The organism is Hyphomonas sp. (genome assembly GCF_041398385.1).
Classification (GTDB): domain Bacteria; phylum Pseudomonadota; class Alphaproteobacteria; order Caulobacterales; family Hyphomonadaceae; genus Hyphomonas.
The window spans coordinates 793517-818969 of the sequence record NZ_JAWKUW010000001.1; the positions used below are offsets into that span (position 1 = coordinate 793517).

28 protein-coding genes are annotated in these 25453 nt (G+C 63.1%); 8 read left to right on the forward strand and 20 right to left on the reverse strand.

Annotated features, from left to right (window positions below):
* Positions 1–37 precede the first annotated feature (37 nt).
* The 4 genes from R3C13_RS03895 to R3C13_RS03910 all read right to left on the reverse strand — a co-directional run bounded on the left by R3C13_RS03895 (position 38) and on the right by R3C13_RS03910 (position 3960).
* Complete coding sequence (locus tag R3C13_RS03895; RefSeq protein WP_371309481.1) at positions 38–616, reverse strand: acyloxyacyl hydrolase; 579 nt, start codon at positions 614–616, stop codon at positions 38–40.
* Positions 617–795: 179 nt separating this feature from the next.
* Positions 796–2391: a phosphoglycerate dehydrogenase gene (gene serA / locus R3C13_RS03900; protein ID WP_371309482.1), complete on the reverse strand. Its 1596-nt coding sequence runs from the start codon at positions 2389–2391 to the stop codon at positions 796–798.
* A gap of 3 nt (positions 2392–2394) precedes the next feature.
* On the reverse strand, positions 2395–2787 hold the full coding sequence (locus R3C13_RS03905) for a contact-dependent growth inhibition system immunity protein (protein ID WP_371309483.1): 393 nt from the start codon (positions 2785–2787) through the stop codon (positions 2395–2397).
* Between the two features lie 9 nt (positions 2788–2796).
* A complete protein-coding gene (locus R3C13_RS03910; RefSeq protein ID WP_371309484.1) occupies positions 2797–3960 on the reverse strand; it encodes a phosphoserine transaminase in 1164 nt (387 codons plus the stop codon).
* Between the two features lie 190 nt (positions 3961–4150).
* Between R3C13_RS03910 and R3C13_RS03915 the strand changes: the two genes are divergently transcribed.
* Positions 4151–4987 (forward strand): TauD/TfdA dioxygenase family protein, encoded by an 837-nt coding sequence (locus tag R3C13_RS03915; protein WP_371309485.1) that lies wholly within the window; start codon positions 4151–4153, stop codon positions 4985–4987.
* On the opposite strand, the gene R3C13_RS03920 is transcribed toward R3C13_RS03915, so the two are convergent.
* Together R3C13_RS03920 and R3C13_RS03925 are read right to left on the reverse strand one after the other, a co-directional pair.
* Positions 4984–5643: a lysoplasmalogenase gene (locus tag R3C13_RS03920; protein ID WP_371309486.1), complete on the reverse strand. Its 660-nt coding sequence runs from the start codon at positions 5641–5643 to the stop codon at positions 4984–4986. The genes R3C13_RS03915 and R3C13_RS03920 overlap by 4 nt on opposite strands.
* 7 nt (positions 5644–5650) lie before the next feature.
* Positions 5651–6049, reverse strand: coding sequence for a YkvA family protein (locus tag R3C13_RS03925; RefSeq protein WP_371309487.1), 399 nt, complete (start codon positions 6047–6049; stop codon positions 5651–5653).
* Positions 6050–6114: 65 nt separating this feature from the next.
* On the opposite strand from R3C13_RS03925, the gene R3C13_RS03930 reads away from it, so the two are divergent.
* The gene (locus tag R3C13_RS03930) at positions 6115–6897 is read left to right on the forward strand and encodes an SDR family NAD(P)-dependent oxidoreductase (protein WP_371309488.1); all 783 of its coding nucleotides are present in this window, start codon (positions 6115–6117) and stop codon (positions 6895–6897) included.
* 52 nt (positions 6898–6949) lie between these two features.
* Here the strand turns inward: R3C13_RS03930 and R3C13_RS03935 are convergent, their stop codons facing one another.
* The 8 genes from R3C13_RS03935 to R3C13_RS03970 all read right to left on the reverse strand — a co-directional run bounded on the left by R3C13_RS03935 (position 6950) and on the right by R3C13_RS03970 (position 13691).
* Positions 6950–7447, reverse strand: coding sequence for a GFA family protein (locus R3C13_RS03935; protein WP_371309489.1), 498 nt, complete (start codon positions 7445–7447; stop codon positions 6950–6952).
* Positions 7444–7569, reverse strand: a complete 126-nt coding sequence (locus R3C13_RS03940) for a hypothetical protein (protein ID WP_371309490.1) — start codon at positions 7567–7569, stop codon at positions 7444–7446. Before R3C13_RS03940 ends, R3C13_RS03935 begins: the two co-directional genes overlap by 4 nt.
* Positions 7570–7620: 51 nt before the next feature.
* Complete coding sequence (locus R3C13_RS03945; RefSeq protein WP_371309491.1) at positions 7621–8832, reverse strand: PAS domain-containing protein; 1212 nt, start codon at positions 8830–8832, stop codon at positions 7621–7623.
* Between the two features lie 215 nt (positions 8833–9047).
* Entirely contained in the window at positions 9048–9815 is a 768-nt protein-coding gene (locus R3C13_RS03950) for a VWA domain-containing protein (RefSeq protein ID WP_371309492.1), read from the reverse strand.
* A gap of 144 nt (positions 9816–9959) precedes the next feature.
* On the reverse strand, positions 9960–10631 hold the full coding sequence (locus R3C13_RS03955) for a VWA domain-containing protein (RefSeq protein WP_371309493.1): 672 nt from the start codon (positions 10629–10631) through the stop codon (positions 9960–9962).
* A gap of 145 nt (positions 10632–10776) precedes the next feature.
* Positions 10777–11115 carry a hypothetical protein gene (locus R3C13_RS03960; RefSeq protein WP_371309494.1) on the reverse strand — a complete coding sequence of 113 codons (339 nt, stop codon included), beginning with the start codon at positions 11113–11115 and terminating at the stop codon, positions 10777–10779.
* Positions 11099–12577 carry a hypothetical protein gene (locus tag R3C13_RS03965; RefSeq protein WP_371309495.1) on the reverse strand — a complete coding sequence of 493 codons (1479 nt, stop codon included), beginning with the start codon at positions 12575–12577 and terminating at the stop codon, positions 11099–11101. The genes R3C13_RS03960 and R3C13_RS03965 overlap by 17 nt, the downstream gene beginning before the upstream one ends.
* A gap of 220 nt (positions 12578–12797) precedes the next feature.
* Complete coding sequence (locus tag R3C13_RS03970; RefSeq protein WP_371309496.1) at positions 12798–13691, reverse strand: acyl-CoA desaturase; 894 nt, start codon at positions 13689–13691, stop codon at positions 12798–12800.
* A gap of 198 nt (positions 13692–13889) precedes the next feature.
* Between R3C13_RS03970 and R3C13_RS03975 the strand changes: the two genes are divergently transcribed.
* The 5 genes from R3C13_RS03975 (at position 13890) to R3C13_RS03995 (ending at position 18494) form a co-directional block, all read left to right on the forward strand.
* The gene (locus R3C13_RS03975; RefSeq protein ID WP_371309497.1) at positions 13890–15065 is read left to right on the forward strand and encodes a hypothetical protein; all 1176 of its coding nucleotides are present in this window, start codon (positions 13890–13892) and stop codon (positions 15063–15065) included.
* A gap of 294 nt (positions 15066–15359) precedes the next feature.
* Complete coding sequence (locus R3C13_RS03980) at positions 15360–15884, forward strand: thioesterase family protein (protein ID WP_371309498.1); 525 nt, start codon at positions 15360–15362, stop codon at positions 15882–15884.
* A gap of 23 nt (positions 15885–15907) precedes the next feature.
* Positions 15908–16813 (forward strand): nucleoside hydrolase, encoded by a 906-nt coding sequence (locus R3C13_RS03985; RefSeq protein ID WP_371309643.1) that lies wholly within the window; start codon positions 15908–15910, stop codon positions 16811–16813.
* Positions 16810–17655, forward strand: a complete 846-nt coding sequence (locus R3C13_RS03990) for a ribokinase (RefSeq protein ID WP_371309499.1) — start codon at positions 16810–16812, stop codon at positions 17653–17655. Before R3C13_RS03985 ends, R3C13_RS03990 begins: the two co-directional genes overlap by 4 nt.
* Before the next feature lie 26 nt (positions 17656–17681).
* A complete protein-coding gene (locus R3C13_RS03995) occupies positions 17682–18494 on the forward strand; it encodes a S1/P1 nuclease (protein ID WP_371309500.1) in 813 nt (270 codons plus the stop codon).
* Here the strand turns inward: R3C13_RS03995 and rpoN are convergent.
* From rpoN to R3C13_RS04020, 5 genes are all read right to left on the reverse strand, one after another.
* Complete coding sequence (gene rpoN / locus R3C13_RS04000) at positions 18487–19977, reverse strand: RNA polymerase factor sigma-54 (RefSeq protein ID WP_371309501.1); 1491 nt, start codon at positions 19975–19977, stop codon at positions 18487–18489. The two genes, R3C13_RS03995 and rpoN, sit on opposite strands and share 8 nt — an antisense overlap.
* 21 nt (positions 19978–19998) lie before the next feature.
* The gene (lptB, locus tag R3C13_RS04005; protein WP_371309502.1) at positions 19999–20733 is read right to left on the reverse strand and encodes an LPS export ABC transporter ATP-binding protein; all 735 of its coding nucleotides are present in this window, start codon (positions 20731–20733) and stop codon (positions 19999–20001) included.
* A gap of 93 nt (positions 20734–20826) precedes the next feature.
* Complete coding sequence (locus R3C13_RS04010) at positions 20827–21351, reverse strand: LptA/OstA family protein (protein ID WP_371309503.1); 525 nt, start codon at positions 21349–21351, stop codon at positions 20827–20829.
* On the reverse strand, positions 21338–22012 hold the full coding sequence (lptC, locus tag R3C13_RS04015; protein WP_371309504.1) for an LPS export ABC transporter periplasmic protein LptC: 675 nt from the start codon (positions 22010–22012) through the stop codon (positions 21338–21340). Before lptC ends, R3C13_RS04010 begins: the two co-directional genes overlap by 14 nt.
* Before the next feature lie 85 nt (positions 22013–22097).
* Positions 22098–22712: a ribonuclease D gene (locus R3C13_RS04020; RefSeq protein ID WP_371309505.1), complete on the reverse strand. Its 615-nt coding sequence runs from the start codon at positions 22710–22712 to the stop codon at positions 22098–22100.
* A 207-nt stretch (positions 22713–22919) separates the two neighbouring features.
* Here R3C13_RS04020 and R3C13_RS04025 point away from each other — a divergent pair, with 207 nt between their 5' ends.
* A complete protein-coding gene (locus tag R3C13_RS04025; protein ID WP_371309506.1) occupies positions 22920–23321 on the forward strand; it encodes a PaaI family thioesterase in 402 nt (133 codons plus the stop codon).
* A gap of 27 nt (positions 23322–23348) precedes the next feature.
* Here R3C13_RS04025 and R3C13_RS04030 read toward each other — a convergent pair whose 3' ends face one another.
* Positions 23349–25436, reverse strand: a complete 2088-nt coding sequence (locus R3C13_RS04030) for a M13 family metallopeptidase (protein WP_371309507.1) — start codon at positions 25434–25436, stop codon at positions 23349–23351.
* Between the last annotated feature and the right edge of the window lie 17 nt (positions 25437–25453).

Consider the following 25453-nt stretch of genomic DNA (forward strand, 5'->3'; position numbering starts at 1 on the left):
TCACGCCGGAAAAGCAAGGGGGCTTTGGCGCGCAGGCCTAGTTGAAGCTGTAGCTGACGCGCACGCCAATATTGTCGAGGCCCTGATTGCGGCCGTCGCCCAGCACCTGGCCGTGGCTGAGATGCTCATACATCAGCTCGACGCCCCAGGTGTCGCTCAGGTCATGATGCAGGCCCAGCGTCGTGCGGAAAAGGTCGCGCGAGCCCAGCAGCACATGATCCTCGGTGAAGGCATCGCCGCGCGGATCGCCCTGCGGATACGGGCTCTCGAGCTCGCCGTCATGGATGACATAGCCGAAGCTCGGCTCGAAGTGCCACGATTTCGCGATCGGGAACGACCAGTGCAGGCCGACGCCGCCGAAATTGGTATCGCCCTGAAGATTGGCGCTGCCCATGATGTAGGGCTTCGGGCTCCAGGCGAACTTCAGGAAGCCCGGCGAATTGAACAACAGGTCGCCATTGATGCTCTGGCCCGGCTCCTTGTTGGCATTGTCGCAATCGAGGACGCAGACATTCTCTTGCATCACGCCAAGGCGCACTTCGCTGACAAGGTCGGCAGAAGCCGGACCGGCAAACGAAGCGGCGGCAAGGGCGGCGGGGACGAGATAGCGGCGCATGGAAACTCCCTGAATCATTACAGGCGAGAAAGGCGCCCGGCGCTTCCCCGTCAAGGGTCGTCCGGACACGCTGTGCCAGTTTGCCCTGTCTGGTGACTTTCGCGCCACGGGCCTGAAAACAAAGACGGGCGACCCTCGGGCCGCCCGTCTTCTCAGTCACTGCAGGCGTGTTGCCGCTATCAGAACGTCAGCACCTTGGCGTAGCGGACCTGCGGCAGGGCGCTCAGCTTGTCGATCATGCCGGCCGACGGCTCCGAATCGATCCCGACCAGCGCGATCGCCTCCTCGCCGGCTGCCGTGCGGCCGAGGTGGAAGGTCGCGATGTTGACCTTCTCCTCGCCCAGCATCTGGCCAAGCGCGCCGATAAAGCCCGGCTTGTCGAGGTTGTTGACGTAGAGCATGACCGGCGAGAAATCGCCTTCCAGCGCCATGCCCTTCACCTCGACGATGCGCGGATGGCCGGCGATGAGCGTTCCGGCGAGCGTGCGCCAGCCGCCTTCCGGCGAGTTCTTCGTCGCCTTCGTCTTCACCTTGATACGGATCAGGCTGTCATAGATCGGGCTGCCCTCGGTCTTGGTCTCGGTCAGCTTGACGCCGCTGTCGGCGAGGATCGCCGGAGCAGACACCATGTTCACATCGCCGCGCGAAGCCCGCAGCAGGCCGGCCAGCAGCGCCGCCGTCATCGGCTTGCGGTTGAGGTCGGCAACTTCGCCCTCATACTCGATCACGACTTCATCATAGCCATAGTCCGAAATCTGGCCGGCAAAGGCGCCCAGCTTTTCAGCCAGCACCGCGAACGGCTTGATGCGCGGCGCTTCCTCGGCCGTGATGGACGGCATGTTGAGCGCATTGGTGACGGCGCCGGAGAGCAGATAGTCCGACATCTGCTCGGCCACCTGAAGGGCCACATTCTCCTGCGCCTCATTGGTCGCCGCGCCAAGGTGCGGCGTCGCGACAAAGTTCTTCTTGCCGAAGAGGACGTTTTCCTTGGCCGGCTCCACCGCGAACACGTCGAATGCCGCCCCGGCGAGATGACCGCTTTCCAGCATCTCGGCCACAGCCTCTTCGTCCACCAGGCCGCCACGGGCGCAGTTGACCAGGATCAGGCCCTTCTTGGTCTTGGCGAGGTTTTCGCGGCTGAGGATATTCTTCGTCTGGTCCGTGAGCGGAACATGCAGCGTGATCACATCGGCGCGCTTCAGCAGATCGTCGAGCTCCACTTTCTCGACACCGATCTCAACTGCCCGCTCCTCGGTGAGGAAAGGGTCATAGGCGACGACTTTCATCTTCAGGCCCATGGCGCGCTCGGCGACGCGGCTGCCGATATTCCCTGCCCCGATCAGGCCGAGCGTTTTGTAGGACACCTCGATGCCCATATAGCCGGATTTCGGCCACTTGCCGGCCTGCGTCTCGTCATTCGCCGCCGGGATCTGGCGGGCGGCCGCAAACATCATCGCGATGGCGTGCTCGGCCGTGGTAATGGCGTTGCCGAACGGCGTGTTCATCACCACGACACCCTTGGCGGTCGCGGCCTTGATGTCGATATTGTCGACGCCGATACCGGCCCGGCCGATGACTTTCAGGTTCTTCGCCGCAGCGATGACCTCGGCGTTCGGCTTGCAGGCCGAGCGCACGACGAGGCCGTCATATTCCGGAATCTCCGCAATCAGCTGGGCCGTGTCGAGGCCGGTCTTGGTGACGGTTTCGATGCCGCGGGCATGGAAGATCTCCACGGCGGCGGGGGAGAGTTTGTCTCCGATAAGGACTTTGGGCATGGCTTAATGTGTCTCTTTTAGAAGTTGCTTGATTGCCGAAACAACATCGTCCGGCGTGTGTTCTGGAATTTTGAGCTGGAGTGCTTTTCTTGCGACGTCCTTGATCTGAATACGGAAGTTGTCCGCGTCCTTATCATTCGAAGAGCCGACAACGGCTTTGAGTAGGTCGCCTTGATAAAAATCGCCTGAGAGCCAGGGGTTTTGATCAAGTCGTTCCAACGCCACTGGAAGCAAATGCTTCAGATAAATCCGTTGGCCCACTAACAGCCGGATACCTTCGTCGCTGATCGAATCGAGGTCTGCACGCACGTACCTTGCGCACTTTTTTACGAGTGGCGTGGCGTCAGGTTCGGGATCTGGCCAGCGCTCTCCCGACAATTGCTCGAGAGTTGGCATTTCAGCACCTCAAAGCGCGGCCACTTCTTCTGCGAAGGCCCAGTCGAGCCAGGGCAGCAGCTTGCGGACGTCGTCGGGCTCCACCGTGGCGCCGACCCAGATGCGCAGGCCCGGAGGGGCCTTGGCATAGCCGGCGGCGTCGAAGCAGGCGTTTTCCTTTTCGAGGCGCTTCATCAGTTTCTTGACGAAGTCCCGCTGGCCGGCCTCATCCATCCCCGCAACGCGCGGGTCGGTGATCTTGAACGTGACGCCCGTGTTCGAGCGAACCTCCGCATCCGGACAAAGGAACTCCACCCAATCGGTCTTCGCCACCCAGTCGGTCAGCACGTCGAGGCTTTCGTCGGAGCGCGCCTTCAGCGCTTTCCAGCCGCCCAGTTCCTCGCACCAGTCGAGGGCCTGCAGGTAATCTTCCACGCACAGCATGGAGGGCGTGTTGATCGTCGCGCCTTCAAACAGCGCCTCGTCCAGCTTGCCGCCCTTGGTCATGCGGAACAGCTTGGGCAGCGGACGGTCCGGCGTGAACGTCTCAAGCCGCTTCACGGCGTTGGGCGAAAGGATCAGCATGCCATGGGCCGCTTCCCCGCCGAGGATTTTCTGCCAGCTATAGGTCACCACATCGAGCTTTTCCCACTCGATATCCTGCGCAAAGGCCGCCGAGGTCGCATCGCAGATCACCACGCGATCCGGGTTCGGCTTGATCCAGTCGGCATTCTTCACGCGCACGCCGGAAGTGGTGCCGTTCCAGGTGAAGATGATGTCGGCATCGTCGCGCGCCTTTTCGAAAGGCGGCAGCTCGCCATAATCGCCGACATGGGTGTTGCAGTCTTTCAGCTTCAGTTGCTTGGTCGCATCCGTCACCCAGTCCTGCCCGAAGCTTTCCCAGGCGAAGACGTCCACCGGCTTTGCGCCCAGCATGGACCACATGCACATTTCCACGGCGCCGGTATCGGACGCGGGCACGATGGCCACGCGATAACCGTCCGGCAGGCCAAGAATGGTCTTGGTGCGGTCGATCGCCTCTTTCAGCTTCTTCTTCGCATCCGAGGAACGGTGCGAGCGGCCGAGAGCGGCAGTGTTCAGTTTTTCAAGGGAAAAGCCCGGCCGCTTGGCGGTAGGTCCGGACGAGAAGTGCGGGCAATCTGGCCGCACGTTCGGCTTAGCGACAGTCGTCATCTGTTTTTACTCCTATCCTTACAGATAGGCTGGGCGCCGTTGGGGGCGCCTGGCCCACGGCGTCTGTCTCATATTTCGGGGACGCTTGCAAACGGCATTTTCGTGACGCGATAGCGCGTGACCTGATGCCGCAACCTGTTAAGCTTCCGGCAAAAGAGCGCCAGCAAGCGCCGGGAAAACGGAGGAACCCTTGAGCCTGACCATCCAGCCCCTGACCGGCACGCTCGGCGCGGAAATCTTCGGCGCCGACCTGAAGAAAGGCCTGTCGAATACCGAGTTCGACGCCATCCACCAGGCCTTCCTCGACCACAAGGTCATCGTCCTGCGCGGCCAGAACGGCATGACGCCGGACCAGCACAAGGCCTTCGCCCGCCGCTTCGGCACGCTGAACATTCACCCTTACGTCAAGGGTATGGAGGGGCATCCCGAACTCCTCGAAATCATCAAGGAGCCGGAAGAGAAAACCAATTTCGGCGGCGGCTGGCATTCCGACATGAGCTTCCTGGAGACGCCCGCCCTCGGCTCCATCCTGCATGCCATCGAAGTGCCACCCTATGGCGGCGACACGCTGTTCGCAGACCAGCAGGCGGCCTATGACCGCCTGTCCGAGGGCCTGAAGAAAACCCTGGCCGGCATGACGGCCATCCACACGGCCAGCAAGGAATATGGCGCCGACGGCTATTCCGCTGCCGTGCGCGAATCCATGGACGCGACCGCCGCGCCGGATGCCCCGGAATACGAGCATCCCGTCATCCGCACCCATCCGGAAACCGGCCGCAAGGGCCTCTTCGTCAACCCGGCCTTCACGCTGCGCTTTGCCGGCTGGAGCCGCAAGGAAAGCCGGCCGCTGCTGAATTACCTGTTCGATCTCTCAAAGGAAGAGCGCAACACCTGCCGCGTGCGCTGGCAGGCGGGCGACGTCACCATGTGGGACAATCGCTGTGTCTGGCACTATGCCCTCAACGATTATCACGGCCACCGCCGCCACATGCGCCGCGCCACGGTGGACGGCGACCGGCCCTTTTAGGCGAACGGGTGCACCGCGCCCCAGGCGATCAGCGCCTGTCCGCCGTAATACAGCCCCCAGACCAGGATTGACGGCACAACCCTCGGCGCCTCCCCTGCCGGGCGCGTGAACAGCTGCAGCGCGAGGATCATGTCGGAGGCAACGAACATCATCGCGCCCAGCGTCACAGCCAGGTATTGCGGGTCCAGCCTCAGGGCCAGAACCCCCATGCCGAGGATGATGCCCGTATAGGCAAACACGGGTATCCGCATCTCTCCCAGCGAGGGCGACAGCCAGCGCGCATAGGTGACGCCCGCCAGCGCCAGCACGACCTGCGCCACCGGCACCAGCCAGTTCCCGCCCGACACAGGCAATCCCCAGAACAGGGCGATATAGGCGACATGGGCGAGGAAAAACGCCCCCATGCCGGGCTTCAGCCATTTGTCCGCATCCCGCCCATCCAGCGCCAGGAACAAGTCGCCCGCCGACGACAGCGCCAGCCCCGCCACCAGCAGCCACGGCCCGCCGGCAAGGTAGGCAAACAGCGCGAGCAGTGCCGTCGAGCCGGTCTTCACCAGCGTCTTAAGAAGGCCGCCATCCTCGCGCCAGCACCATAGCAGCCAGTACAGCACGCCAAGAACGAGCGCGCTGGTCAGCGCGATAAGGTCGGGAGTCATGTCGGGATCAGTCCTCTTTCACCGGTTCCGGCAGGCGCAGCAGGCGCCGCGCCGCGGCCCGGTGGTGGTCCTTGATATGCATGCCGACAACGCCGATGGCGGTGGCCAGAACGGTGGCATCATCGGTAAAGCCAAGCCCGGCGATGAAGTCCGGCAACAGGTCGAGGGGCGTCACGAAATAGGCCGCGGCCGCGAACAGCACCGCCTTCGCCTTCAGCGGCGTCTTCGGGTCGATGGCGGCGAAATAGGCCGCCGCGAGGTCGTCGGCAAACGGGATCCGGCCAGCTACGCGCAACAGCTTCGGCACCAGCCCGGTGGCCGTGCGCGCATCCCGCTCGATCGACCGCGGGATATACTTCCCGTCCGCGTCCAGAACCGTATTGATAACTTCCGCTGCGTCAGACATTGCGTCCTCCTGTCAGCACTATAGATGATCTGCAAAGTTTTACGAAACAAGGGAGGGCAGCGCCCATGGAACTCAATTCTTCGATTTCGGCGGTCATCACCGGCGGGGCATCCGGCCTCGGCGCCGCCACGGCCCGCAAACTGGCGAGCTACGGCGTCAAGGTCGCCCTGTTCGACCTCAACGCCGAAAAAGGCGAAGCGCTCGCCAAGGAACTCGGCGGCGTGTTCTGCCAGGTTAACGTCACCGACGATGCCAGCGTCGACGCCGGCTTCGAAAAGGCCCGCGCCGCCATCGGCCAGGAGCGGATCCTCGTCAACTGCGCCGGCACCGGCAACGCCATCAAGACCGCCAGCCGCGACAAGAACACGGGCGAGATCAGCCACTTCCCGCTCGATAAGTTCAACCTGATCATCCAGATCAACCTCGTCGGCACCTTCCGCTGCATCGCGAAATCCGCCGCCGGCATGATGAGCCTCGACCCGTTGCCCTGCGGCGACCGCGGCGCCATCGTCAACACCGCCTCCGTCGCCGCCGAAGACGGCCAGATCGGCCAGGCCGCCTATTCCGCCTCCAAGGGCGGCGTTGTCGGCATGACCCTGCCGATCGCCCGCGACCTCAGCCGCGAATTCATCCGCGTCAACACGATCCTGCCCGGCATCTTCAACACGCCGCTGTTGCAGGGCGCGCCCGAGCCGGTGAAGCAGGCCCTCGGCGCCCAGGTGCCGCACCCGGCCCGCCTCGGCAATCCGGACGAATACGCCTCGCTCGCCGTCGAGATGTGCCGCAACGGCTACTTCAACGGCGAAGACGTCCGCCTCGACGGCGCCATCCGCATGGCGCCGCGCTGAGGCTGCCGCGCGCGCCGCGCAGCCAAAAAACCCGCTCGAAAGAGCGGGTTTTTTATTGCGCCTTCCGCATTGCCATCATTGCGCTCCAGCGCGCGCTGGCCTCGCGCGTCCAGACGGCGCGAGGGTTGGGATAGAATTCCGCGAAGACGGGCTTTCCGTCGGACAGTTCCAGCCAGGGAACCTTGCTTGACGTGAATATGTGCACGTCCGGCGCGACGGCAGACTTATCGTCCAGCGTGCCTGCCCGGATGAAAGCCGCAAGCGCTCCGGCGTTCTGATAATGGCTCCAGACCGCGACCCGGCATTCGGGGCATCGCGCGATGGGCTGGCCCTTGCCGCTTGCGCTGGGTGTCAGCACCATTTCGGGTCCGTCGCCGAGCAATTCCACTTCGCTCATCTCGATCACGGCATTTATCACGAACACCGACCCGGTTTCCCGCTGGCACCAGGTGCAATGGCAGCAATGCGTGATCATGGGCTCAACTTTCAGCCTGTATCGCACCCGCCCGCAGGCACACCCTCCGGTCAGATCACCTGACAGCGAACTCATGCGACACTCTCCCTGTGTTGCGGCCATTGCAGCACGCCCGCGCCTGCAGCCAGCGCCGCCCCATAGGCCAGCACCCGGCGCCAGGTTCCCTGTCGGATGGATGAGCGCTTGCGGCGGGTCATGCGCGGCAGATTATCCAGACCGCGGCCCAGCGTCACGTCCGGTCGGCGCGATTATGCGGCTGCGTCAGCCTGTTCGATCAGGAGGTCCGTCTCGACCTCGATCGTGTTGTTCAGGCTTTCGATTTCGCGCAGTGCGCCGGCAATCGTCCGCTGGAACACCTGTAGGTCGCTCAGCAGCTTGTCGACCCGGTCCTTCACGGCGAGGTGACGCGAACATTCCGTCTTGCCGATCACCCGCATCACTTCGAGGCCAGTGGCCAGCCGGTTAAGCTCCAGGCAGGACTGGCGGAAGCCGGCAACCTTGGCGCCGATCTCCTGCAAGCCGGCCTTGGCGCGGGCGATATAGGCCGCACGCTGACGACTCAACAGGTCCATTTCCGTGATGTTCGCGGCGGAATCGGATTCCGTAACGAAATAGTCGACCAGTTCGCGCTGCACACGCACCGTCGACACCATGAAATAGCCGACGCTGATCGCCTGTTCGACGTCCTTGGCCGACGCCACAAATGTTTCGAGAATGCCGCGCATCTCTTCGGAGAGCATGGCATAATTGTTGGAGATGACGCCGATCGCGGCGCCTTCCTGGCCGAGCTGGGAGGCAAGGATCCGGAAATTCGTCGGCACGATCTCGTTCAGCTTGTAGGCATCGATGATGCGGCCGGCCTGGATCTGCAGGTGGCGGGCAGAGTCGAGCAGCAGGTCGAAATGGCGCAGGGTCGGATCGGCCGGGTTGCCCAGCTGCGCGTCACGCGCGGCGAGTTCCTTGCCGAGCGCGGCGGTCATGAAGGCGGTATAAGTCTCGAAACCGAGCCCCTGAATCCGCTCCATCAGCAGGCCCGCGCTCTCGCCGGGTTCCAGTTTCTGCTGCCGCTCCATCGCCGAGAATTCCGGATAGAGCTGGCGCACGACCTTGAACACATCGCTCGAAGGCTTCAGGCGCACCGACAGGAAGCCGCCCTCGACCGGCGTCACGATGGCATACACCCAATAGTGGCGCCCGTCCTTCGCCCGGTTCTTCACATAGGCCCCGATCGGCCATCCACCCTTGATTGTATCCCACAAGAGATGGAACACGGCGCGCGGTGTATCCGGGTGGCGCACGATCTTGTGCGGCTTGTTCAGCAGTTCGTCCCATTCATAGATGGAGACCCGCTGGAACACGGCGTTGCCGAAGCGGATGATGCCCGCCTCGTCCGTGCGGGAGAAGAACAGCTCGTCGAAGCTGAAGGGCACTTCATTCGTATCGTGGGTCGCCTGAGCCATACTGTGTCACCGGAACAGAGAATATTGCCATGGACTCAAAGACCCACGGGATCAGCGTGCATACTGCTCAGCAGGAGTTAACCGCCCGTCAACCAGACTGGCCAACGTGCAGCAAAAAGCCCGCTCCACCTGGCAGGGAGCGGGCTTCCGGGTCCGGGCGTGTCGCGTGCAGGGGGTCACGGCGGAGGCGGCCCGGCCTCGTTCCGTGACGGGGCCTACTGCCCCTGGCGTTCCTTCACGCCTTCCTCATCGGCAAGCGCGCGGTCCTGTTCGTTGAATTCGATCTCGGCTTCCTCGCCCTTGCCATAAGCACGGGATTTCTTGGCGAGGGCCGACATCGAGTTCTGCATGCTGCCCTGCCCGACCGCCATGGTCTTGGAGGCATCCATGCCGATGCCTTCCGCATCATCGAAGCTCGCGAATTCTGCGCCGAGGAAGACGACCTCCCAGCCCTTGGCACGGGCCCGGTCGAGCGCGGCCTTTGCGCCCTCTTTCGTCAGTTCACGGGAGGAGTTTTCGAGCCCATCCGTCATGATGACGATGACGGCCTTTTCCGGCTTGTCGGCTTCGGCGAGGTTCACCATGCGCCCGATGGCATCGAACAGGGGCGTCATGCCGCGCGGATTGGCTTCATCATTGGTGACGTTCGCCCAGTTTTCGGCCTTCACGCCATCGCGCAGCACGTCGAACTGCATGCCGTCCTGATAGTCGAACACGGCAAGCGTCACATCCGTCTCAATGTCGGCGCCGTCGATCTCGCCCTCGTCCGCCTCGCCGACGCTCGCGGCATAGGCATTGACCGAGCCAAGCGCTTCGTCCCAGATGTCGGACATTGAGCCCGTCCGGTCGAGCAGGATGTAGGAATGTACCGCACCCGGATCAATCGCGACGATATCCGTCGGCGTCGCAGGCTTGGCGGAGGCCGCGCCGGCCAGCGCGATGGCGGCGGTCCCGGCGGCGAGCAATGAGATGAGCGATTTCATGGGGCGTCCCTTTCCCGGTCTTCTGTCCTTGCAGATTTCCCGAGGATTGGGGCGCGTCTGTGGCCGAACATAGCTGTTTGGAAGGAAATCGGCCCGCCGGTTCCCCGGCGGGCCGTTCTGGCTGAACGGGTGTTCAGATTCGGACTATTTCTTCGACTTGAAGAAGCCGGTGCTCTTGCGCTTCTGCACATCGGCCTCGCCTGCTTCGGCGCGGTCGGTCTCGTCGAACATGACGTTCGCTTCGGCATTCTGGTAATAGGCCTGAGACTTGCGCGCGAGTTTTTCCATGGAGCCGCGCATCATCGGCGCCGACATCGCCATGGAGCGGTGAGACGCGATGCCCACGGCGTCGGCATCCGCGAAGTTCGCAAACTCGGCGCCGAGGAAGACGACTTCCCAGCCACGTTTCTCGACGCGGTCGAGGGCCGCTTTCACGCCTTCCTTCTTCACCTCGCGGGACGCGTTCTCTTCCCCGTCCGTCATGATGACGATGACCGCCTTGTCGGGATTGTCGGCCTCGGCGAGAGCAATGATGCGGGCGATGGCGTCGAACAGGGGCGTCATGCCGCGCGGGCTCGCTTCATTGTTGGTCACGTTCTGCCAGCCGCTAGCCTTCACCGAACGGCGCAGAACGTCGAACTGCAGCCCGTCCTGGGCGTCGAAGACGGCGAGGGTAATGTCCGGCTCGATGTCGCCGGCCTGCGAGGAGATGCCCCCGGCATAGGCGTTCACCGAGCTCAGCGCCTCGACCCAGATCGAGGACATGGAGCCTGTCCGGTCGAGAAGAATATAGGAATGCGTCTTGGGTTGGGCCATGCGGAATCCTCCGTGTTTGCCCCCCGGCCGTGCGTGAGGAGATGGGGAGGAATTTGGATGGCGCAAGAAAAAACTTCCGAATCAGGAATCGCTTTTGATCAGACGGATTGTTTCCGCCCGCAAGCGCGAAGTCGCCACCCCGCCTTTAGTTCTGAGTGTACTGGGCCACGATCTTGTCCCAGCTGTCCGGCATGGGAATGGCCCCCGTCACGGCTGGAGGCGTCGGGGTTAGAGCTCGCGCATCGCCTGTCCTGCCGTTCGGGCCACGCAGACTCATGACCGGCCGGTCATTTTCGAATGTCACCACAACATCGGCCGGACAGGCGGCGCGATCAAAATAGACCAGACTGTCCGGGTCGACCGCGCCGTCGGCCAGTCTGAACAGACCCGCGCAATCATTGCCGCCCACCGTCGCGCCCAGTCCGAAATATGTGAACCCTTCAAAGGCGTGCGCCGGATCGGTGTTGTCATAGCGGACGTACATTGCGTGCCAGCTTTTTTTTTCCGGCCGGCTCTTTGACCTGCCCCACATAGGCCGTCATTGTGAACTGCGCATAACCGGCCAGAGGCGCCGGGACGCCGCCGCTTTTCAGCATGCGGTCCAATTCTGCCCTTTCCGCTTCGAGTTCAGCCTGATGCCTGGCTTCTTCCTCGGCTTTTTCCGCGGCGCGGTTGGCGGCGTAGGCTTTCCTGTAGGCTTCAAGTTCCTCCTCACGCTTCTGTGCGGCCAGACGTTCCGCTTCGGCGGCTTGCAGGCGCTGCTCCGCCAACCGCCCGGCGGGCACGAGGATGGTATGTCCAGTGGAGGCATCGAGGACTTCGATCATGGTGTCTGCGGTCAGGGGGGTGCTGGCCGCCGCGCCCTGCGCAAAAGCCAGTTCCTCAGGCAGCGTGAGGGAAGTCGGCGGGCCGATGAGGCTGGCCGTTCCGGGACCGCCGCTGCAGACCGTTTCGTAGGCACCGCTCGCACCCATGCAACTTCCAAATACGGAATCTTCCGGACGCCAGACCGGATTTGCACATAAGTTCCACTCCTGTCTGCAGACAGGCTCTGACTGGAGCTGCTTGCGGAAGGAAATGCGCCGCTCGATCTCCGGCGCAGGCGAGGCACAGGAAAAGGACGGATCGGCCCGTTCGACGTGGCAGATCAGTCCGCCATCCTGCACATCGCAATAGAAGAAGGATTCGGCGTCCGGCTTCTGCAGGCAGGCATTGCCGCGCCAGGTGACGACGCGGTCTCTCTCGCTTGGCAGGTCCGTGTGCGCAAAAAGCAGGCCGGAGCGTTCCGAATAGGCCTTGATAATCCGCCCGTCGCTGCATGTCCCTTCCGTTGCGACGATGAATTTTCGATGCGATATCCGGCTGAGCGTGTCGTTGTTGACATAATAGTCCACCGTAACCGGCTCGAATGTGCACCCCTCAATCAGGGCGTTCCAATTCGCCGTATACTCTGCATCGGTTTGTTCGTCAGAGGTCAGCTCCAGCACATCCCAGAAGGTGCGTCCGTCGATGACCGTGTCGGGTCTCTTGCCGATCCAGGGCAGCGGATGGAACTTTGTGGTATCAATGGAGCCGCGCTGCAGGTCGAGACAGGCCTGTCCAGGGCAGTAATCTGCTGGGCTCTGGAAATTGACATAGCCGCTGGCCGAACGAGTGATCGTGACGGGCGCACTGCCCGCGTGCTCGCCAGTCGCGGTGAACTGCGTTCCATCGTCCGAGCGCAGCACGAGATTGCGCGTTCCCCGGCGTCCGGAGAGTTGGTAAATTGCGTCGCCTGTAGCTGCTGTGAGCCCGTCATTGTAGTGCAGGTGCAGTTGGACAGTTTCATTGCCGCCGGGGCATTGCAGTGTGCCGGAATAGCGTTCTTCAAACCCCTGTGCCTGACTGTTCAGTGGAATGAGGAATACGCAAAGAAGTGCGATGGCAATTACGCGCAGTTGAACCATTGTCTGCCCCCGAAAATGGTCTGTCCGATTGTACAGGGCCAACCTGAGGCCAGGTCCGGCGGTTGGCGCGGTGGCCCCATCTATAGCGAACCATCCACCACCCGCAAGGCGGCGTCTGGCACGTTCCCAGCCAGCCGCAACAAAAAAGCGGTCCGAAATCAGTTCGGACCGCTTCCGATTGTTTTCCCTACAATATTCCGGATCTTATCCGCATCAAATGTCACGCGAACTGCGGTGCGATTTTCAGATTACGCACCCAGCCAATCTTCTCCATCGCGAGGAGGATAGAGCCGTTATAGTCCACGATCCGGTTCCACACGCCCTTGCGCGGGCGGTGCAGCGCGCTCACCGGCTGGTCATGGTGATGGTCGTGGAAAGCCTCCCCGCCCGTCAGCAGCCCGATCATGTGGTCAGCCCAGACCGGTGTCTTCAGATGGCCCAGCACGTTGATGCCATACACCGTCGCGTGAAACTGGATCGCCCGGCCGATCACCACGCTCGCATGGATCAGCGCCGTCAGCACCAGCGAGCCGCCCGCTGCCCACACGATCAGGTAGACGATCGCCGGAATCACGAAATGGATGACAAGGCTGATTTCATTGTAGAAACGGTCCATCCAGACAATCACGGGCTGGTTCTTCAGCCAGATCGCCAGGGGGCGCGCAGTATCTTTCTTGTCGCGCCACAGGATCCAGCCGACCCAGGCCCAGCGCTTGGATTCGAACGGGTTGTGCGGGTCGCCGGGCTTGTCCGAAAAGCGGTGGTGCTGGGAATGATAGTTCACCCAGTCCTTCACATTGCCCTGCATGGCGATCATCAGATTGACCATCGTCATGATCTGTCCCGGCACGGCCAGTTCGCCCGCCCGGTGCTGCAGGATGCGGTGCAGCGGACCGATGCCGGCATTGCACACGAAAATCGTGAACGCGACGACGCCCGCGGCAATCGCGAAATACCACCAGTGCAGCGTCAGCGCGCTCAGGAAAATGCCCAGCAGGGCCATGGTCACGAACAGCGCCACCCCCAGGACAGGATATCCGAACGCCGAAAAGAAACTGGCGAAGTTAAACGTCTTCCAGGTTTTCGGAATCGCGAGCGAGCGCGGCAGTGTCATGGTTTTCTTTCCCTCCTCGCCTCCGCGGCCGCGAAGGCTCATGCCGGCATTCTCCGGCACACCGTGTTAAGACATAATTAAGCGGTGTTTCAACGGGGTAAAGCGCAAAGCTGCGTGTACCGCAGGGGTGACGCAGGAAATCTGTTTCGGATAGACAAGGGCCAGCGGGAATGCCGGATTCAAGCGGGGGCAGTCTTCATGGCGGATGAGCGCCTTCTTCGGGAAATCGCACAGCTCGAAAAGCTCGGCATCGACTTTTCCGCGAGCCAGGACGAAACCGAAGTCCGCACGACCTGCGACCTGACGGCCGACTGCCGCGCGTCCGGCGACAACACGCTCATCCTGCATCCGCACCTCGGCACATTCTGGTGCAGCGCCTGCGAAAGCCATGGCAGTTTCGCTGACCTGATCCGCCTGAAGGAAGACGCCGCGCGCGACCGGCTCCCGGCCATTCCGGAACTCGATGCAGAGATCATTCATGAGGATGAGCCTCCTCCCGAACCGGTGACGGCAGACTTCAGCCCAGCCCCGATCCGGCCCGGCCGCGCCCTCGCGAAACAGAAACCAAAGGTCCACACGCTCGACCATTCCGACCGCATGGATGTCCGCTTTCCGCCGCCCAAGCCGAAAGAAAAGAAGCCCTTTAACGGCGAGAAGCTGATCATCGCCCTGCTTTCGCTGGTATTTCTCTGCGCGGGCCTTGCCGCAGCGGGCCTTTCGGGCTTTGCCAACTACCAGTCCTTTTCCAGTTCGGTCGCCGACCCACTGCAATCGAATGTCTGGGGCTGGACCGGCGTGATCGCGGCGGTCATCTCGTTCGGCGGCTTCACCTTCTTCTACTGGCACACGGCCAACAAGCGGATGAAGGAAGGCTGGCGCGCCCTGCTCTTCGCCCTTGCCGGCATGGCGACCTCCATCATCGGCACGGAAGCCTATATCTCCGCCAACAACCAGGCCGCCGCCGCCGAACTGACGCGCGCGGGCACCAACCGGGACATTCTCGAAGCCCAGATCACCGACTGGCGCCGCCAGCTGGAGGGCATTCCGCCCGAAACCCGCTCAGTCGAAGGGCTGGAGGCTTACATCGCGGAAGTCGAGCGGGTCGGACGGACTGAACAGAAGCCCTATCGCGACGCCCAGAACGAACTCGGCCTCGCCAAACGCCGCGACGACCTGCAGGCCCGCATCGATGCGGCCAATGCAGAACTGCTGGGTCTGGGCTCGGGCAATATCCTGACCGAGGCCCAGTCACGCACCAATTTGCCGTCCTGGTTCTTCGCCGTCATGCTGGAGCTGTTCTCGAGCCAGGGCACATCCATCGGCCTCGTCGCCCTGCTGATCCTGTTCAGCCGCCGGCCTCATACAGGCAACTGACAGGAACCCGGAACCTGAAGCTTTTTCTGCGAAATGCGGGAACTCTTTTTGCCGCTCGCGCATAGGCAGGGTGAAGCAACTGTTTTGGTGCTTCTCCATCTTAAACTGTTTGACGGGGCCGGCCCAAAAGCTGGCCCCTCTTTTTTTGGGCCATGGTCCCGTTGCGGGTAGCGGCTTGAATTCATCGCGGCGCAACGCATAGTCAGACAAGGAGGGTTGGGCCGCAGCGCCTTGTGCGTTACGGGGCGCCTTGCCGTCATGTGTTGTATCCTGTGCAGGAGTAGCCCCGGCCCCATGAACCTGTTTTTCCGGCTCCTTCGGATCCTGTTGGCTTCCTATTTCTCGAAAGAGCGCACCCATTTCATGGACGTGCACACGATCCGCTCGAAGGTCTGGATCGGCGACCATGATATGCTCGGCCATATGACCAATTCGCGCTACGCCTCGTTCACGGACCTCGGAATCATGAATTTCATGGGCCGTTCCGGCACCATGCGCGTCTTCCGCAAGCATGGCTGGGTGCCGGTTATCCAGCATGAATCGCTAACCTATTTCCGTTCGATCAGCTTCCCGCAGGCATTCGAGGTGCAGACCCAGATGGTCGGCTGGGACGGCACCTATATGTGCTTTCGCCACGCTTTCGTTTCCGGCGGGCGCACGATTGCCACGAGCCGCATGATCGCCCGACTGGTGGGGCGGAAGAAGCAGCGCGTCACCGCGGACATGGCGCTTGAGGCGCTCGGCCAGCCCATGGAGAGCCCGCCCCTCGAACAGCCCTTCCTTGAGGCCATCGCCGAACTGAGAGCGGCAAGATCCTGACCTACGCCCCCCCTCCCCTGATCATCGACTGCGACCCCGGCGTCGACGATGCCGTCATGCTGATGATGGCCCTCTTGAGCCCGCAGCTGGACGTGCGCGCGATCACAACGGTCGCCGGCAATGTTCCGCTGAGCCTCACCAGCCGAAACGCACGCATCCTGTGCCAGCTGATGGACCGGATGGACGTGCCGGTCTTTGCCGGCTGCCCCGGCCCGATGCTGCGCACGCCGGTCACGGCAGAAGACTTCCACGGCGACAGCGGCATTGCCGGGCTCGACCCGTTCGAGCCGGACCGCCCGCTGGAACCCGCACACGCCGTCAGCCACCTCATCAAGACACTGGGCGCGGCAAAGCCGCAGGAATACATCCTGGTGGTCACCGGCCCGATGACCAATATCGCGGCCGCGCTGGTGCTGGACCCGTCGATTGCCGCCAGCATCGGACGGCTTGTCCTGATGGCCGGCGCGGACAGCGAGGGCGGCAATATCACGCCGACGGCCGAGTTCAACGTCTTTGCCGATCCGCATGCCGCGGCCATCGTGTTCAATTCCGGCATTCCGGCGACGGTGATGAGCCTCGACGTGACCCATACGGTGCGCGCCGAGTTGCCGCGCATTGACCGCCTGAAAGCGCTGAAATCCGAGAAGGCCTCGATCATGGTGCGCCTGCTGGAAGCTGGAAACGCACTTGAGGGCCGCTGGAAGGAAGGGCGCAAATCACCGATGCATGACCCGTCGACGGTCGCCTGGCTGCTCGCCCCGCACATCTTCGAGACGCGCGCTGCGACGGTCAGCGTGGTGACGGACGCCGGCGACCGCTTTGGCCAGACCTGCCCGGATTTTTCTGCCGGCGGCCCGCATGACTGGGTGACCGCGGCCGATGCCGATGAATTCTTCGGCCTGATTGAACGGATACTGGAGGCCGCATGATCACTGTCGTCGGATCCATCAATCTCGACATCGTGGCGACGGGGCCGCACCTGCCCCGGCCCGGCGAAACCGTGACCAATGCCCGCCTCGCCCGCCACCCCGGCGGAAAGGGCGCGAACCAGGCACTGGCTGCAAAGCGGCTCGGCGCGGAGGTTCAGCTGGTCGGGGCGGTCGGCGCGGACGATATGGCAACCGAAGCCCTGCACCTGCTTCAGGAGGGCGCCGTCGAGCTTTCCAATGTATCCCACATCAATGGCGAGACGACCGGCGCGGCCCTGATCGCGGTTTCTGCTGATGGTGAAAACCAGATTGTCGTCTGCCCCGGTGCGAACAATTCCCTGCGTCCGGACGATGTCGATTTCCTGCCGATCGAGCACATGATGGGCGTTCTCGAAGTGCCCGTTCCGGTCCTGATCGCGGCCATGCGGCGCGCGACGGGCTTTGTCAGCCTGAACCTCGCCCCTGCCCTGCCCGTGCCGGACGAATTGCTGGCCGAGGCCGATCTCATCAGCGTCAACGAGACCGAGGCCGCCGTTTATGGCGACCGGCTGCACGCGTCCGGTGCCTTTGTCGCGGTTTCGCTGGGCGCAGAAGGCGCCGTGCTCTGGCGGGGGGGGAAAGATATCGCCCTTGCCGCCCCGCCCAAGGTGCATGTGGTCGACACGGTCGGCGCGGGCGATACGTTCACGGCGGCGCTGACGGTCGCCCTGCTGGAAGGCCGCGCACCGGACGAGGCCCTGCGTTTTGCCGTCACAGCCGGCGCTCTCTCCTGCACGCGCCCCGGCGCCCAGCCCAGCCTGCCGTCACGCCGCGAGGTCGACGCCCTCCTCGCCACCTCCTGATCCCCCTTACTCCCGGAGACCTTCCCATGCACCGCCTGATCCTCAGCCTGATCCTCGCCTGCGCCGCCGCCTCCCCCGCCTTTGCGTGGGGCAAGACGGGCCACCGCGTCGTCGCCGAAATTGCAGACCGGTATCTCACCGACGAAGCCGCCGCGGCCGTCAAAGATATTCTGGGTCCGGAAGGCATGGCCGAGGCCGCCGACTGGCCGGACTTCATGCGCTCGGACCCGTCCGATTTCTGGCGCTCGGAAGCCAATCCCTGGCACTATGTGACCGTGCCTGAAGGCCAGCACTATCACGAAGTCGGCGCTCCGCCAGAAGGCGACGCGATGACCGCGCTCGCCAAATTCCGCGCGATTGCAGCCGACCCAGCCGCCTCGCTGGAAGATCGCCAGCTGGCCCTGCGTTTCATCATCCACATCGTCGGCGACCTGCACCAGCCGCTTCACGCCGGCAATGGCAAGGACCGTGGCGGCAATTTCTTCACGTGCTATTTCTTCGACAAGCTCACCAATCTGCACGCGGTCTGGGACGAAGACCTGATCAATTATGAGGAACTGTCGTACACGGAATGGACGGACTGGCTGACAAGCAAGATCACCACGGAAGACCTGCTTGTCTGGTCTGTCGCCCAACCGGAGCAGTGGATTGATGAGAGCGCAGCACTGCGCGACACGATCTATCCGGATCACCAGATCCTGAAATGGGAATACATCTACGCCACCCGTGCCCCGCTGCGCCAGCAGCTCTCAAAAGGCGGCGTGCGACTGGCGGCCTATCTGAACGACATGTTTGCATGCGCCGAAGAAGTGGCGCCGGAGGCTGCCTGCGCTAACTAGCGCGGTTGATCCGGCGGCGCTGCACGCTGGACGGAATGTTCAGGCTTTCGCGGTATTTCGCGACCGTGCGGCGGGCGATGTCGATGCCGTAGCCGGTCAGGATTTCGACGATCTGGTCATCGGAGAGGACCTCGTCCTTATCCTCGTTTTCGATCAGATGCTTGATCCGGTGACGGACGGCTTCGGCCGAGTGGGCCTCCCCTCCCCCTGTGGCCGGAATGGCGGCGGAGAAGAAATATTTGAGCTCGAACATGCCGCGCGGGGTCGACATGTATTTGTTGGTCGTAACGCGCGAAACAGTCGACTCGTGCATCTCAATGGCGTCCGCAACCTGTTTCAGGTTCAGCGGGCGCAGGTGCGCGACGCCGTGCGCGAAGAAGGCGTCCTGCTGGCGCACGATCTCGCTTGCAACTTTCAGGATGGTGCGCGCGCGCTGGTCCAGCGATTTGATCAGCCAGGTGGCAGAGGCCGCGCATTCGGAAATGAATTCCTTTTCCTTGTCGCGCATCGGCAGGGCCGTGACTTCGGCATAATAGGCCTTGTCCATCAGCACGCGCGGCAGCGTGTCAGAATTCAGTTCCACAGCAAACATGCCATTCGGCAGCTCACGGACAAAGACATCAGGGGCGACGGCGACCGTGGTATCGCTGGAGAAGCCGGCGCCGGGCTTCGGCGAGAGCTGGCGCAGCTCCGCCATCATGTCCATCAGATCTTCCTTGCCGACACCACAAAGGTCCGACAGCGTCTTCAGGTCATGCTTGGCGACGAGGGCGAGATTCTCGATCATCGCCTCCATGGCCGGATCGTAGCGGCCGCGCTCTTTCAGCTGCAGCGCGAGACATTCCGGAATGGAGCGAGCCATCACGCCCGTCGGTTCGAACCCCTGGCACACATGAAGCACCGCCTCGACATTGGCGACATCGGCGCCGAGCGCTTCGGCAATATCCTCGAGCGGAGCACGCAGGTAGCCGGCCTCGTCCGTTTCGTCGATCAGACGCGCCGCGATCAGGCGGTCAGCATTGGAAAGGCCCGCAAGGTTCAGCTGCTCGTGCAGCGCCTCATGCAGGGTGACATCCGAGGACAGATTGGCAGCGAAATCATAATCTTCACCGCCGCCATTGCCGCCGCCGATACCCGACCAGTCGGCCTTGGCAGACGGGCCGGAGGCCCCGGCCGGCATGGCCGCATCCGATCCGGTGCCCGGCTCATAAACATCTTCACCCGGCGCATCGAGCTGGTCGCGCGCTTCTCCGAGGCCGGAAGAATCGTCCAGCGACAACTGTTCGCGGCGCTTCGGCTCCTCGCCTTCCGAAGACGGACTGTCGCTTTCCTCGCTCTTGTTCAGCAGCGGATTCCGCTCGATCTCGGCCTCGACGAATTCGGCAAGTTCCTGGTTGGAAAGCTGAAGCAGCTTGATCGCCTGCTGCAGTTGCGGCGTCATTACCAGGGACTGGCCCTGGCGCATGTCGAGTGACTGTTTCATTCCCTAGCCCGCGCCCTTCGATCAAGCGGCGAACTGTTCACCCAGATAGACCCGGCGCACGTCTTCGTTCTTCAACACGCTTTCAGGCGTGCCGTTGAAGAGGACTTCACCATCATACATCACATAGGCCCGGTCGACGATCTGAAGCGTCTCGCGCACCTGGTGGTCCGTGATCAGGACGCCCAGGCCGCGCTGCTTGAGATAGCGGACCAGTTCGGAAATGTCGGAGATGGCGAGCGGGTCGATACCGGTGAACGGTTCGTCCAGTAGCATGAAGCTCGGACGGGAAGCGAGCGCACGGGCAATTTCCACGCGGCGCCGTTCACCCCCGGAAAGGGAAGTGGCGGCTTGTCCACGCAGGTGTTCCACATGCAGTTCGCTGAGCAGGCTATCGACCTGTGCCATACGGGCGGCGCGGTCTTTTTCGACCAGTTCTGCCACCGCCATGACGTTTTCTTCCACCGTCATGCCCCGGAAAATCGAGGCCTCCTGCGGAAGATAGCCCACGCCAAGGCGTGCGCGCTGATACATCGGAAGACGGGTTACATCTTCGCCGTCGATCGAGATGGTTCCCGAATCGACACCGATCAGGCCCATGATCATGTAAAAGCAGGTCGTTTTGCCGGCCCCGTTGGGTCCAAGCAGGCCAACCACTTCTCCACGCTGCAGGGACAGAGACACATCGCGCACGACCTGTCGCTTGCCAAAGGACTTGGCAATATTCTTCGCGACAAGGCCTTCGGCCGACTCGGTCATCTCTGTTGGAATCCCTTGCATTGCGGGGAATTGTTGCCCCGGTTCCTGCTTAATCTGATATGCTTAAGATCGGTTTCACGATCCTTTTCAAATTTAATTGGTCTCGCCGCCCTGGGCATCCGGATCGATCATCATGCGGGTGCGGCCGGTGCCGCCATCGAGCGTCGTGCGCCGGTTACCGATCTCCAGTTTCAGGGTTTCACCCTCAGCAACGTCGCGGCCCCGCATCAGGGCGACCTCGCCGGTCATGGTGATCGTGTCTGCCGCAGCTTCATAGACGCCGCGGTTGCCCTTGGCTTTCAGCTCGGGGGTGACATAGAAGACCTCGCCCTCGGCGATCATCGACTGGATCTGGCCGAAACTGCCGCCGAGGCCGCTTGGGCCATTGCCGCCCTGCTTGCCCGCAAAGACCAGCGTGACCTGGTTGGCACGAAGGCGGGCGGTGCCCTGCTGGATGTCGACATTGCCGATCAGCAGCACCTTGCGCTCGCGCTCAAGGCTCTCGGTACGGTCCGAATTGATATAGATCGGCCCGCCTTCCGACGAAATCTGCGCAAAGGCCGGCGCAGCCAGAAACGCCAGCGCGGCCAGTGCCCCGAATACCTTAGTGGGAGCCATCTGTTTCACCTTCACCTGTCTGCGCCTCTTCCGCGGGCGCGGGATAGATCACTGTCCGGACATTGCCCTTGCAGACAATCCGGTTTCCGTCTTCCAGAACTTCATACGAGTCGCAACGGATATCGCCAAGGGGACCGGTGCCTTCCAATGGCGAGAGGCCTTCGACCCGCCCTTCCCCGACATGCACGCGCGCACCGGTAGTACGGAACGTATAGCCCGTATTATCGCTGATGCGCACGTCTTCATACAGTTCGAGAATGCCGGCATCGCGATTGTACATGCCCGACGGGGCCCGCACTTCGCTGCCCGTTTCATCGCGCAGGACCGGACCGACCAAGTCGACCGTCTGGTCCTCCGTGCGCCGCCGCCGCGCGGCGTCTGCCGTAATCTGGAAATATTGCCCCGCTGAATCCCGCCCCGTGAAGCGTGGATTGAGCATCGTCACCGTTTCGTCCTCCGAAACCTGAACGGGCGCCGCATCGCGGCTGAGGGCGCTCTTGATGATGTGACCGGCAAAAAACCCGATGGAAATCGCCGCGCAGGCCACAAACGCCATTCGCAGAAGGCGCACACGTTCCGACCTCCGGCGCGCCTGCGCCAGCGTGAGCTGGCGGCGGGGGGCCCAGAGGGAGACCGGGTCGTGATGCGTTGCTACATCCATGAAAAACGGCGGAACCTGTGCAAGAACTTGCAGTGTTTACCTTCGATATGTCTGCAACAAAAGCGTCGAAGGCATGACAGTTCTGTCAGCTGTGCGCGAAAATGTCCTCGCCGGCCCAGCCTTCCAGGTCGAGCCGCGCCCGCACGGGCAGGAAGTCGAAGCAGGCCTGGGCGAGCCCCATCCGGCCCTCGCGCACCAGCATGGCCTCGAGGCCCTCCTTGATCCGGTGCAGGTACAGCACATCCGAGGCCGCATACTGCATCTGGGCATCGCTCAGCTCGGCACTGCCCCAGTCGGAACTCTGCTGCGCCTTGGACAGCTCCACCCCGGCGACTTCACGGGCGACATCCTTCAGGCCATGCCGGTCGGTATAGGTGCGGGCGAGGCGCGAGGCGATCTTGGTGCACCAGATCGGCGCGCAGTCCACACCCAGCCAGCGGCGCATCATGGCCACGTCGAACCGGGCGAAATGGAACAGCTTGACGACCTTGGGATCGGTCAGCAGCGCCTTGAGGTTCGGGCAGTCATAATCGCGGCCCAGCTGCACCAGATGTGCCGTTCCGTCGCCGGACGACAATTGCACCAGGGTCAGGTGGTCGCGCTGCAGATTGAGGCCCATGGCCTCGGTGTCGATGGCGACGACGGGGCCGAAATCGAGGCCAGCCGGCAGGTCGCCCTTGTGGAGTGTGATGCCGTTCATGTCCGGCCTCTAGCACTTCAGGCGTTAAGGGCAAGTGTCCGCCCCTGCCCCGCGGTGACGGCTTGTCCCACAGCGGGGTGTGGGAAAGAGTGACGTGTTTGCAGAATTTTGCGCCGCGCCGGCACTCCGGAAAATCCTCCGCAGAGGCTCCGGCAAGGCTCCGGACACGGTGCAGCACCCCCCAAGTACCCCCAGGAATGAAACGCCATGAGCCCAGACCAGCTGTCCGCCCTCGCCGCCGCCATGCCCTTTGCCGGGGTCATCGGCCTTCAAGTCACCGGCGCCACAAAGGACCGGGTCAGCGTGACCGCCACCGTGCGAGCCGACCTCTGCACGGCCGGCGGCATCGCCCATGGCGGCTTCCTGATGACGCTGGCCGACTGTGCCGGCGCCCTCGGCGCCTTCCTCAACCTGCCTGAAGGCGCCAAAGGCACGACCACGACCGAGAGCAAGACCAATCTGATCGCCGCCGCCCCGGCAGGCACGGTCCTAACAGCGACCGCGACCCCCATCAGCACCGGCCGCCGCCTCCAGGTCTGGCAGACCCGTATCGAAACGGCGGAAGGCAAGCTGGTGGCCCTGACGACGCAGAGCCAGATGAGCCTATGATTTTCAGGTGCCCGCCGCTGACCCGGATCACCAGGTCCGGCAGACGTCCGCTTCCGGTTTCACCATCGGGTCGCCTGCCTTGCAGTTGAAGGCGGCGGCGAAGGCCGGCGAGTTTTTCATCACCATGTTGATGCCGGGCGCGCCCCACATATGGCTGTCCGAACTGGAGATAAAGCGCCAGCTTTCCTCAGAGGCCTGAATGCAGAAGGTCTGCGCGGCGGCGGTGAAGAAGCGCTGGTCGGCCGTCAGGCCATCGCGCTCGGGCAGCGGCTTGCCCGCCCTCGCCCGCTGGAAGGCGGCGTAGGCAAGGTCCAGCCCCGTCATCTGGGCGGCTTCTTCCGAGACGACGAGGGCTCCATTGACCGGGTCGCCGGACGGATAGGCATAGGTCGAGGCTTCTTCGGCGATGCACTGCATGCGGCCGTCGAAGGCCTGCCCGTCGGCTTCTGTCCACCAGTCGCGCGTGCGCCCGGCGCCGTCATACTGGCTGCCGAGCCGGTCATAGCCGTGCGACAGTTCATGCGCCACAAACACGCCGAGGCCGGCATACTCGACCGCAAGGTCGCCGGAGCCGATGTCCAGCATCAGCATCTGGGCCGCGGTGACATAGATTGCGTTGGTCTCGTTGACCTGGAACCCGCTCACATAGATCGGCGGATCGAACCAGTCATTGATGTCCATCGGGGTGCCGGCCTGGGCGAAATCCCGCAGCCGCCGGGACATTGAAAAGTCCAGGGCGGTTGCGGCCGCCGCGTCCGGAACGGCTTTCAGGGCGGGATCGTCGAGCCAGGCATCGGGGGCAACGAAGCTCGCCCGAAGCTGGCCGAGCTTTGCCAGCGCAGCGGCGCGCGTGTCGTCGCCGATCCAGTCTGCAGTGTCGATGCGGCGGTGCATTTCGTCACGGATGTCCGCAAAGACGCCGAGCGAGGCGGCCTTGCTTTCGCCGATGCCGGTGGATGCGATGAACATGCGGCTGACGGCTTCCGGCATCACCACCTTGGTCAGGCCGACGCAGGTGCGCCAGCGTGGCGGGGGTTTTTCGTGTCCCCTCACCTTCCTGCTGAAGAAATCGAAATTCCGGCTGCGGAATGTCGCGGGCATGACGGCGTTGTAGTCGACGACAAGTGCCAGCTTGAGATAGGCTTTGAGGACGTCAAGATTTTCGTCCGTCATCCAATCATTGACGACCGCAATCTGTTCGGCGTCGGCGATGAACACCGCGTCCGGCAGGGGATCGGCGCCCCGCTGCGCCAGCAGTCCGGCCCAGTCGATATTGGGATAGGCCGCCGCCACGTCTTCAAGGCTTGCGAGCCCGTCAGCGCCGGCCGCCTCATTCCTTTCCTCGGCCGCAGACTGGCCCGCAGAGGAAATCGCGGTCTCCAGTGCAAGGATCCGCTCAGCAAAGGACTGAGCCGTTGGTTCCGGATAGCCGAGATCGGTCAGTGTGCCTGCGAGGTATGCGACATAGGCAGCGCGCAGCGCGGCGGCCTCCTCGCCCGGATCGATATAGTAATCCTGTGCCGGAAATCCGATCACGTCGCCGCTGACGAAGATGCGCGTCAGCGCGCCGCCTTCCGAAGGATCGGCCCAGGGCGACAGGCGCAGCAGCGGAAACTTCGTATAGAAATCTTTTTTGAGCCGGCCGGACACCTTGCCGAGGGCCGCCCCGGCACCTGCAGCGGAGTCCAGCGCGTCGATCTCTGAAAACAGCGGCGCAAAGGGCGCAAGGCCCGCCGCCTCGATCGCCGGCTCATTCATGCAGGCCTGGAAGAATGTGGCGACGTTCCGCTCGTCCTCTCCGGCGGCGGCGCCGGACCCGGCTGCTTCGATCAGCTGGCGCACATAGTCGTCGACCTCGCGCGCATACTGCGTCCATGACCTGTAATAGCTGCCGGAATCGGCCGGCCGGGGATGGCTCGTCTCCCACCCGCCGCAGGCATATTGGTAGAAATCTGTGCAGGCGTCGGCCGATGGGTCAATCGCGGCGGCGTCATAAACCCTCGTCGGAGGAAGCGATATCTTCTGCACCGGATCGGGCGTCTGCGGCGGCGGCCTGGAACACGCCCCTGTAAAGCCCACTACGCTCACAGCAAGCGCCAGCAACCGGACCCGCATGTCTGTCATCTCCACGC

Excerpts from the sequence above, each read along its gene's own strand:
- R3C13_RS03930 (WP_371309488.1), top strand. The coding sequence starts at position 6,115 with ATGGAACTCAATTCTTCGATTTCGGCGGTCATCACCGGCGGGGCATCC.
- R3C13_RS03960 (WP_371309494.1), bottom strand. The coding sequence starts at position 11,115 with ATGTACGTCCGCTATGACAACACCGATCCGGCGCACGCCTTTGAAGGG.
- R3C13_RS04030 (WP_371309507.1), bottom strand. The coding sequence starts at position 25,436 with ATGCGGGTCCGGTTGCTGGCGCTTGCTGTGAGCGTAGTGGGCTTTACA.
- R3C13_RS04010 (WP_371309503.1), bottom strand. The coding sequence starts at position 21,351 with ATGGCTCCCACTAAGGTATTCGGGGCACTGGCCGCGCTGGCGTTTCTG.
- R3C13_RS03980 (WP_371309498.1), top strand. The coding sequence starts at position 15,360 with ATGAACCTGTTTTTCCGGCTCCTTCGGATCCTGTTGGCTTCCTATTTC.
- R3C13_RS03895 (WP_371309481.1), bottom strand. The coding sequence starts at position 616 with ATGCGCCGCTATCTCGTCCCCGCCGCCCTTGCCGCCGCTTCGTTTGCC.
- R3C13_RS03965 (WP_371309495.1), bottom strand. The coding sequence starts at position 12,577 with ATGGTTCAACTGCGCGTAATTGCCATCGCACTTCTTTGCGTATTCCTC.
- R3C13_RS03950 (WP_371309492.1), bottom strand. The coding sequence starts at position 9,815 with ATGAAATCGCTCATCTCATTGCTCGCCGCCGGGACCGCCGCCATCGCG.
- R3C13_RS03990 (WP_371309499.1), top strand. The coding sequence starts at position 16,810 with ATGATCACTGTCGTCGGATCCATCAATCTCGACATCGTGGCGACGGGG.
- R3C13_RS03940 (WP_371309490.1), bottom strand. The coding sequence starts at position 7,569 with ATGACCCGCCGCAAGCGCTCATCCATCCGACAGGGAACCTGGCGCCGG.
- R3C13_RS03945 (WP_371309491.1), bottom strand. The coding sequence starts at position 8,832 with ATGGCTCAGGCGACCCACGATACGAATGAAGTGCCCTTCAGCTTCGAC.
- R3C13_RS03935 (WP_371309489.1), bottom strand. The coding sequence starts at position 7,447 with ATGAGTTCGCTGTCAGGTGATCTGACCGGAGGGTGTGCCTGCGGGCGG.
- R3C13_RS04020 (WP_371309505.1), bottom strand. The coding sequence starts at position 22,712 with ATGAACGGCATCACACTCCACAAGGGCGACCTGCCGGCTGGCCTCGAT.
- rpoN (WP_371309501.1), bottom strand. The coding sequence starts at position 19,977 with ATGAAACAGTCACTCGACATGCGCCAGGGCCAGTCCCTGGTAATGACG.
- R3C13_RS03910 (WP_371309484.1), bottom strand. The coding sequence starts at position 3,960 with ATGACGACTGTCGCTAAGCCGAACGTGCGGCCAGATTGCCCGCACTTC.
- R3C13_RS03995 (WP_371309500.1), top strand. The coding sequence starts at position 17,682 with ATGCACCGCCTGATCCTCAGCCTGATCCTCGCCTGCGCCGCCGCCTCC.
- lptB (WP_371309502.1), bottom strand. The coding sequence starts at position 20,733 with ATGACCGAGTCGGCCGAAGGCCTTGTCGCGAAGAATATTGCCAAGTCC.
- R3C13_RS03920 (WP_371309486.1), bottom strand. The coding sequence starts at position 5,643 with ATGACTCCCGACCTTATCGCGCTGACCAGCGCGCTCGTTCTTGGCGTG.
- R3C13_RS03975 (WP_371309497.1), top strand. The coding sequence starts at position 13,890 with ATGGCGGATGAGCGCCTTCTTCGGGAAATCGCACAGCTCGAAAAGCTC.
- R3C13_RS04025 (WP_371309506.1), top strand. The coding sequence starts at position 22,920 with ATGAGCCCAGACCAGCTGTCCGCCCTCGCCGCCGCCATGCCCTTTGCC.
- lptC (WP_371309504.1), bottom strand. The coding sequence starts at position 22,012 with ATGGATGTAGCAACGCATCACGACCCGGTCTCCCTCTGGGCCCCCCGC.
- serA (WP_371309482.1), bottom strand. The coding sequence starts at position 2,391 with ATGCCCAAAGTCCTTATCGGAGACAAACTCTCCCCCGCCGCCGTGGAG.
- R3C13_RS03955 (WP_371309493.1), bottom strand. The coding sequence starts at position 10,631 with ATGGCCCAACCCAAGACGCATTCCTATATTCTTCTCGACCGGACAGGC.
- R3C13_RS03905 (WP_371309483.1), bottom strand. The coding sequence starts at position 2,787 with ATGCCAACTCTCGAGCAATTGTCGGGAGAGCGCTGGCCAGATCCCGAA.
- R3C13_RS03925 (WP_371309487.1), bottom strand. The coding sequence starts at position 6,049 with ATGTCTGACGCAGCGGAAGTTATCAATACGGTTCTGGACGCGGACGGG.
- R3C13_RS03970 (WP_371309496.1), bottom strand. The coding sequence starts at position 13,691 with ATGACACTGCCGCGCTCGCTCGCGATTCCGAAAACCTGGAAGACGTTT.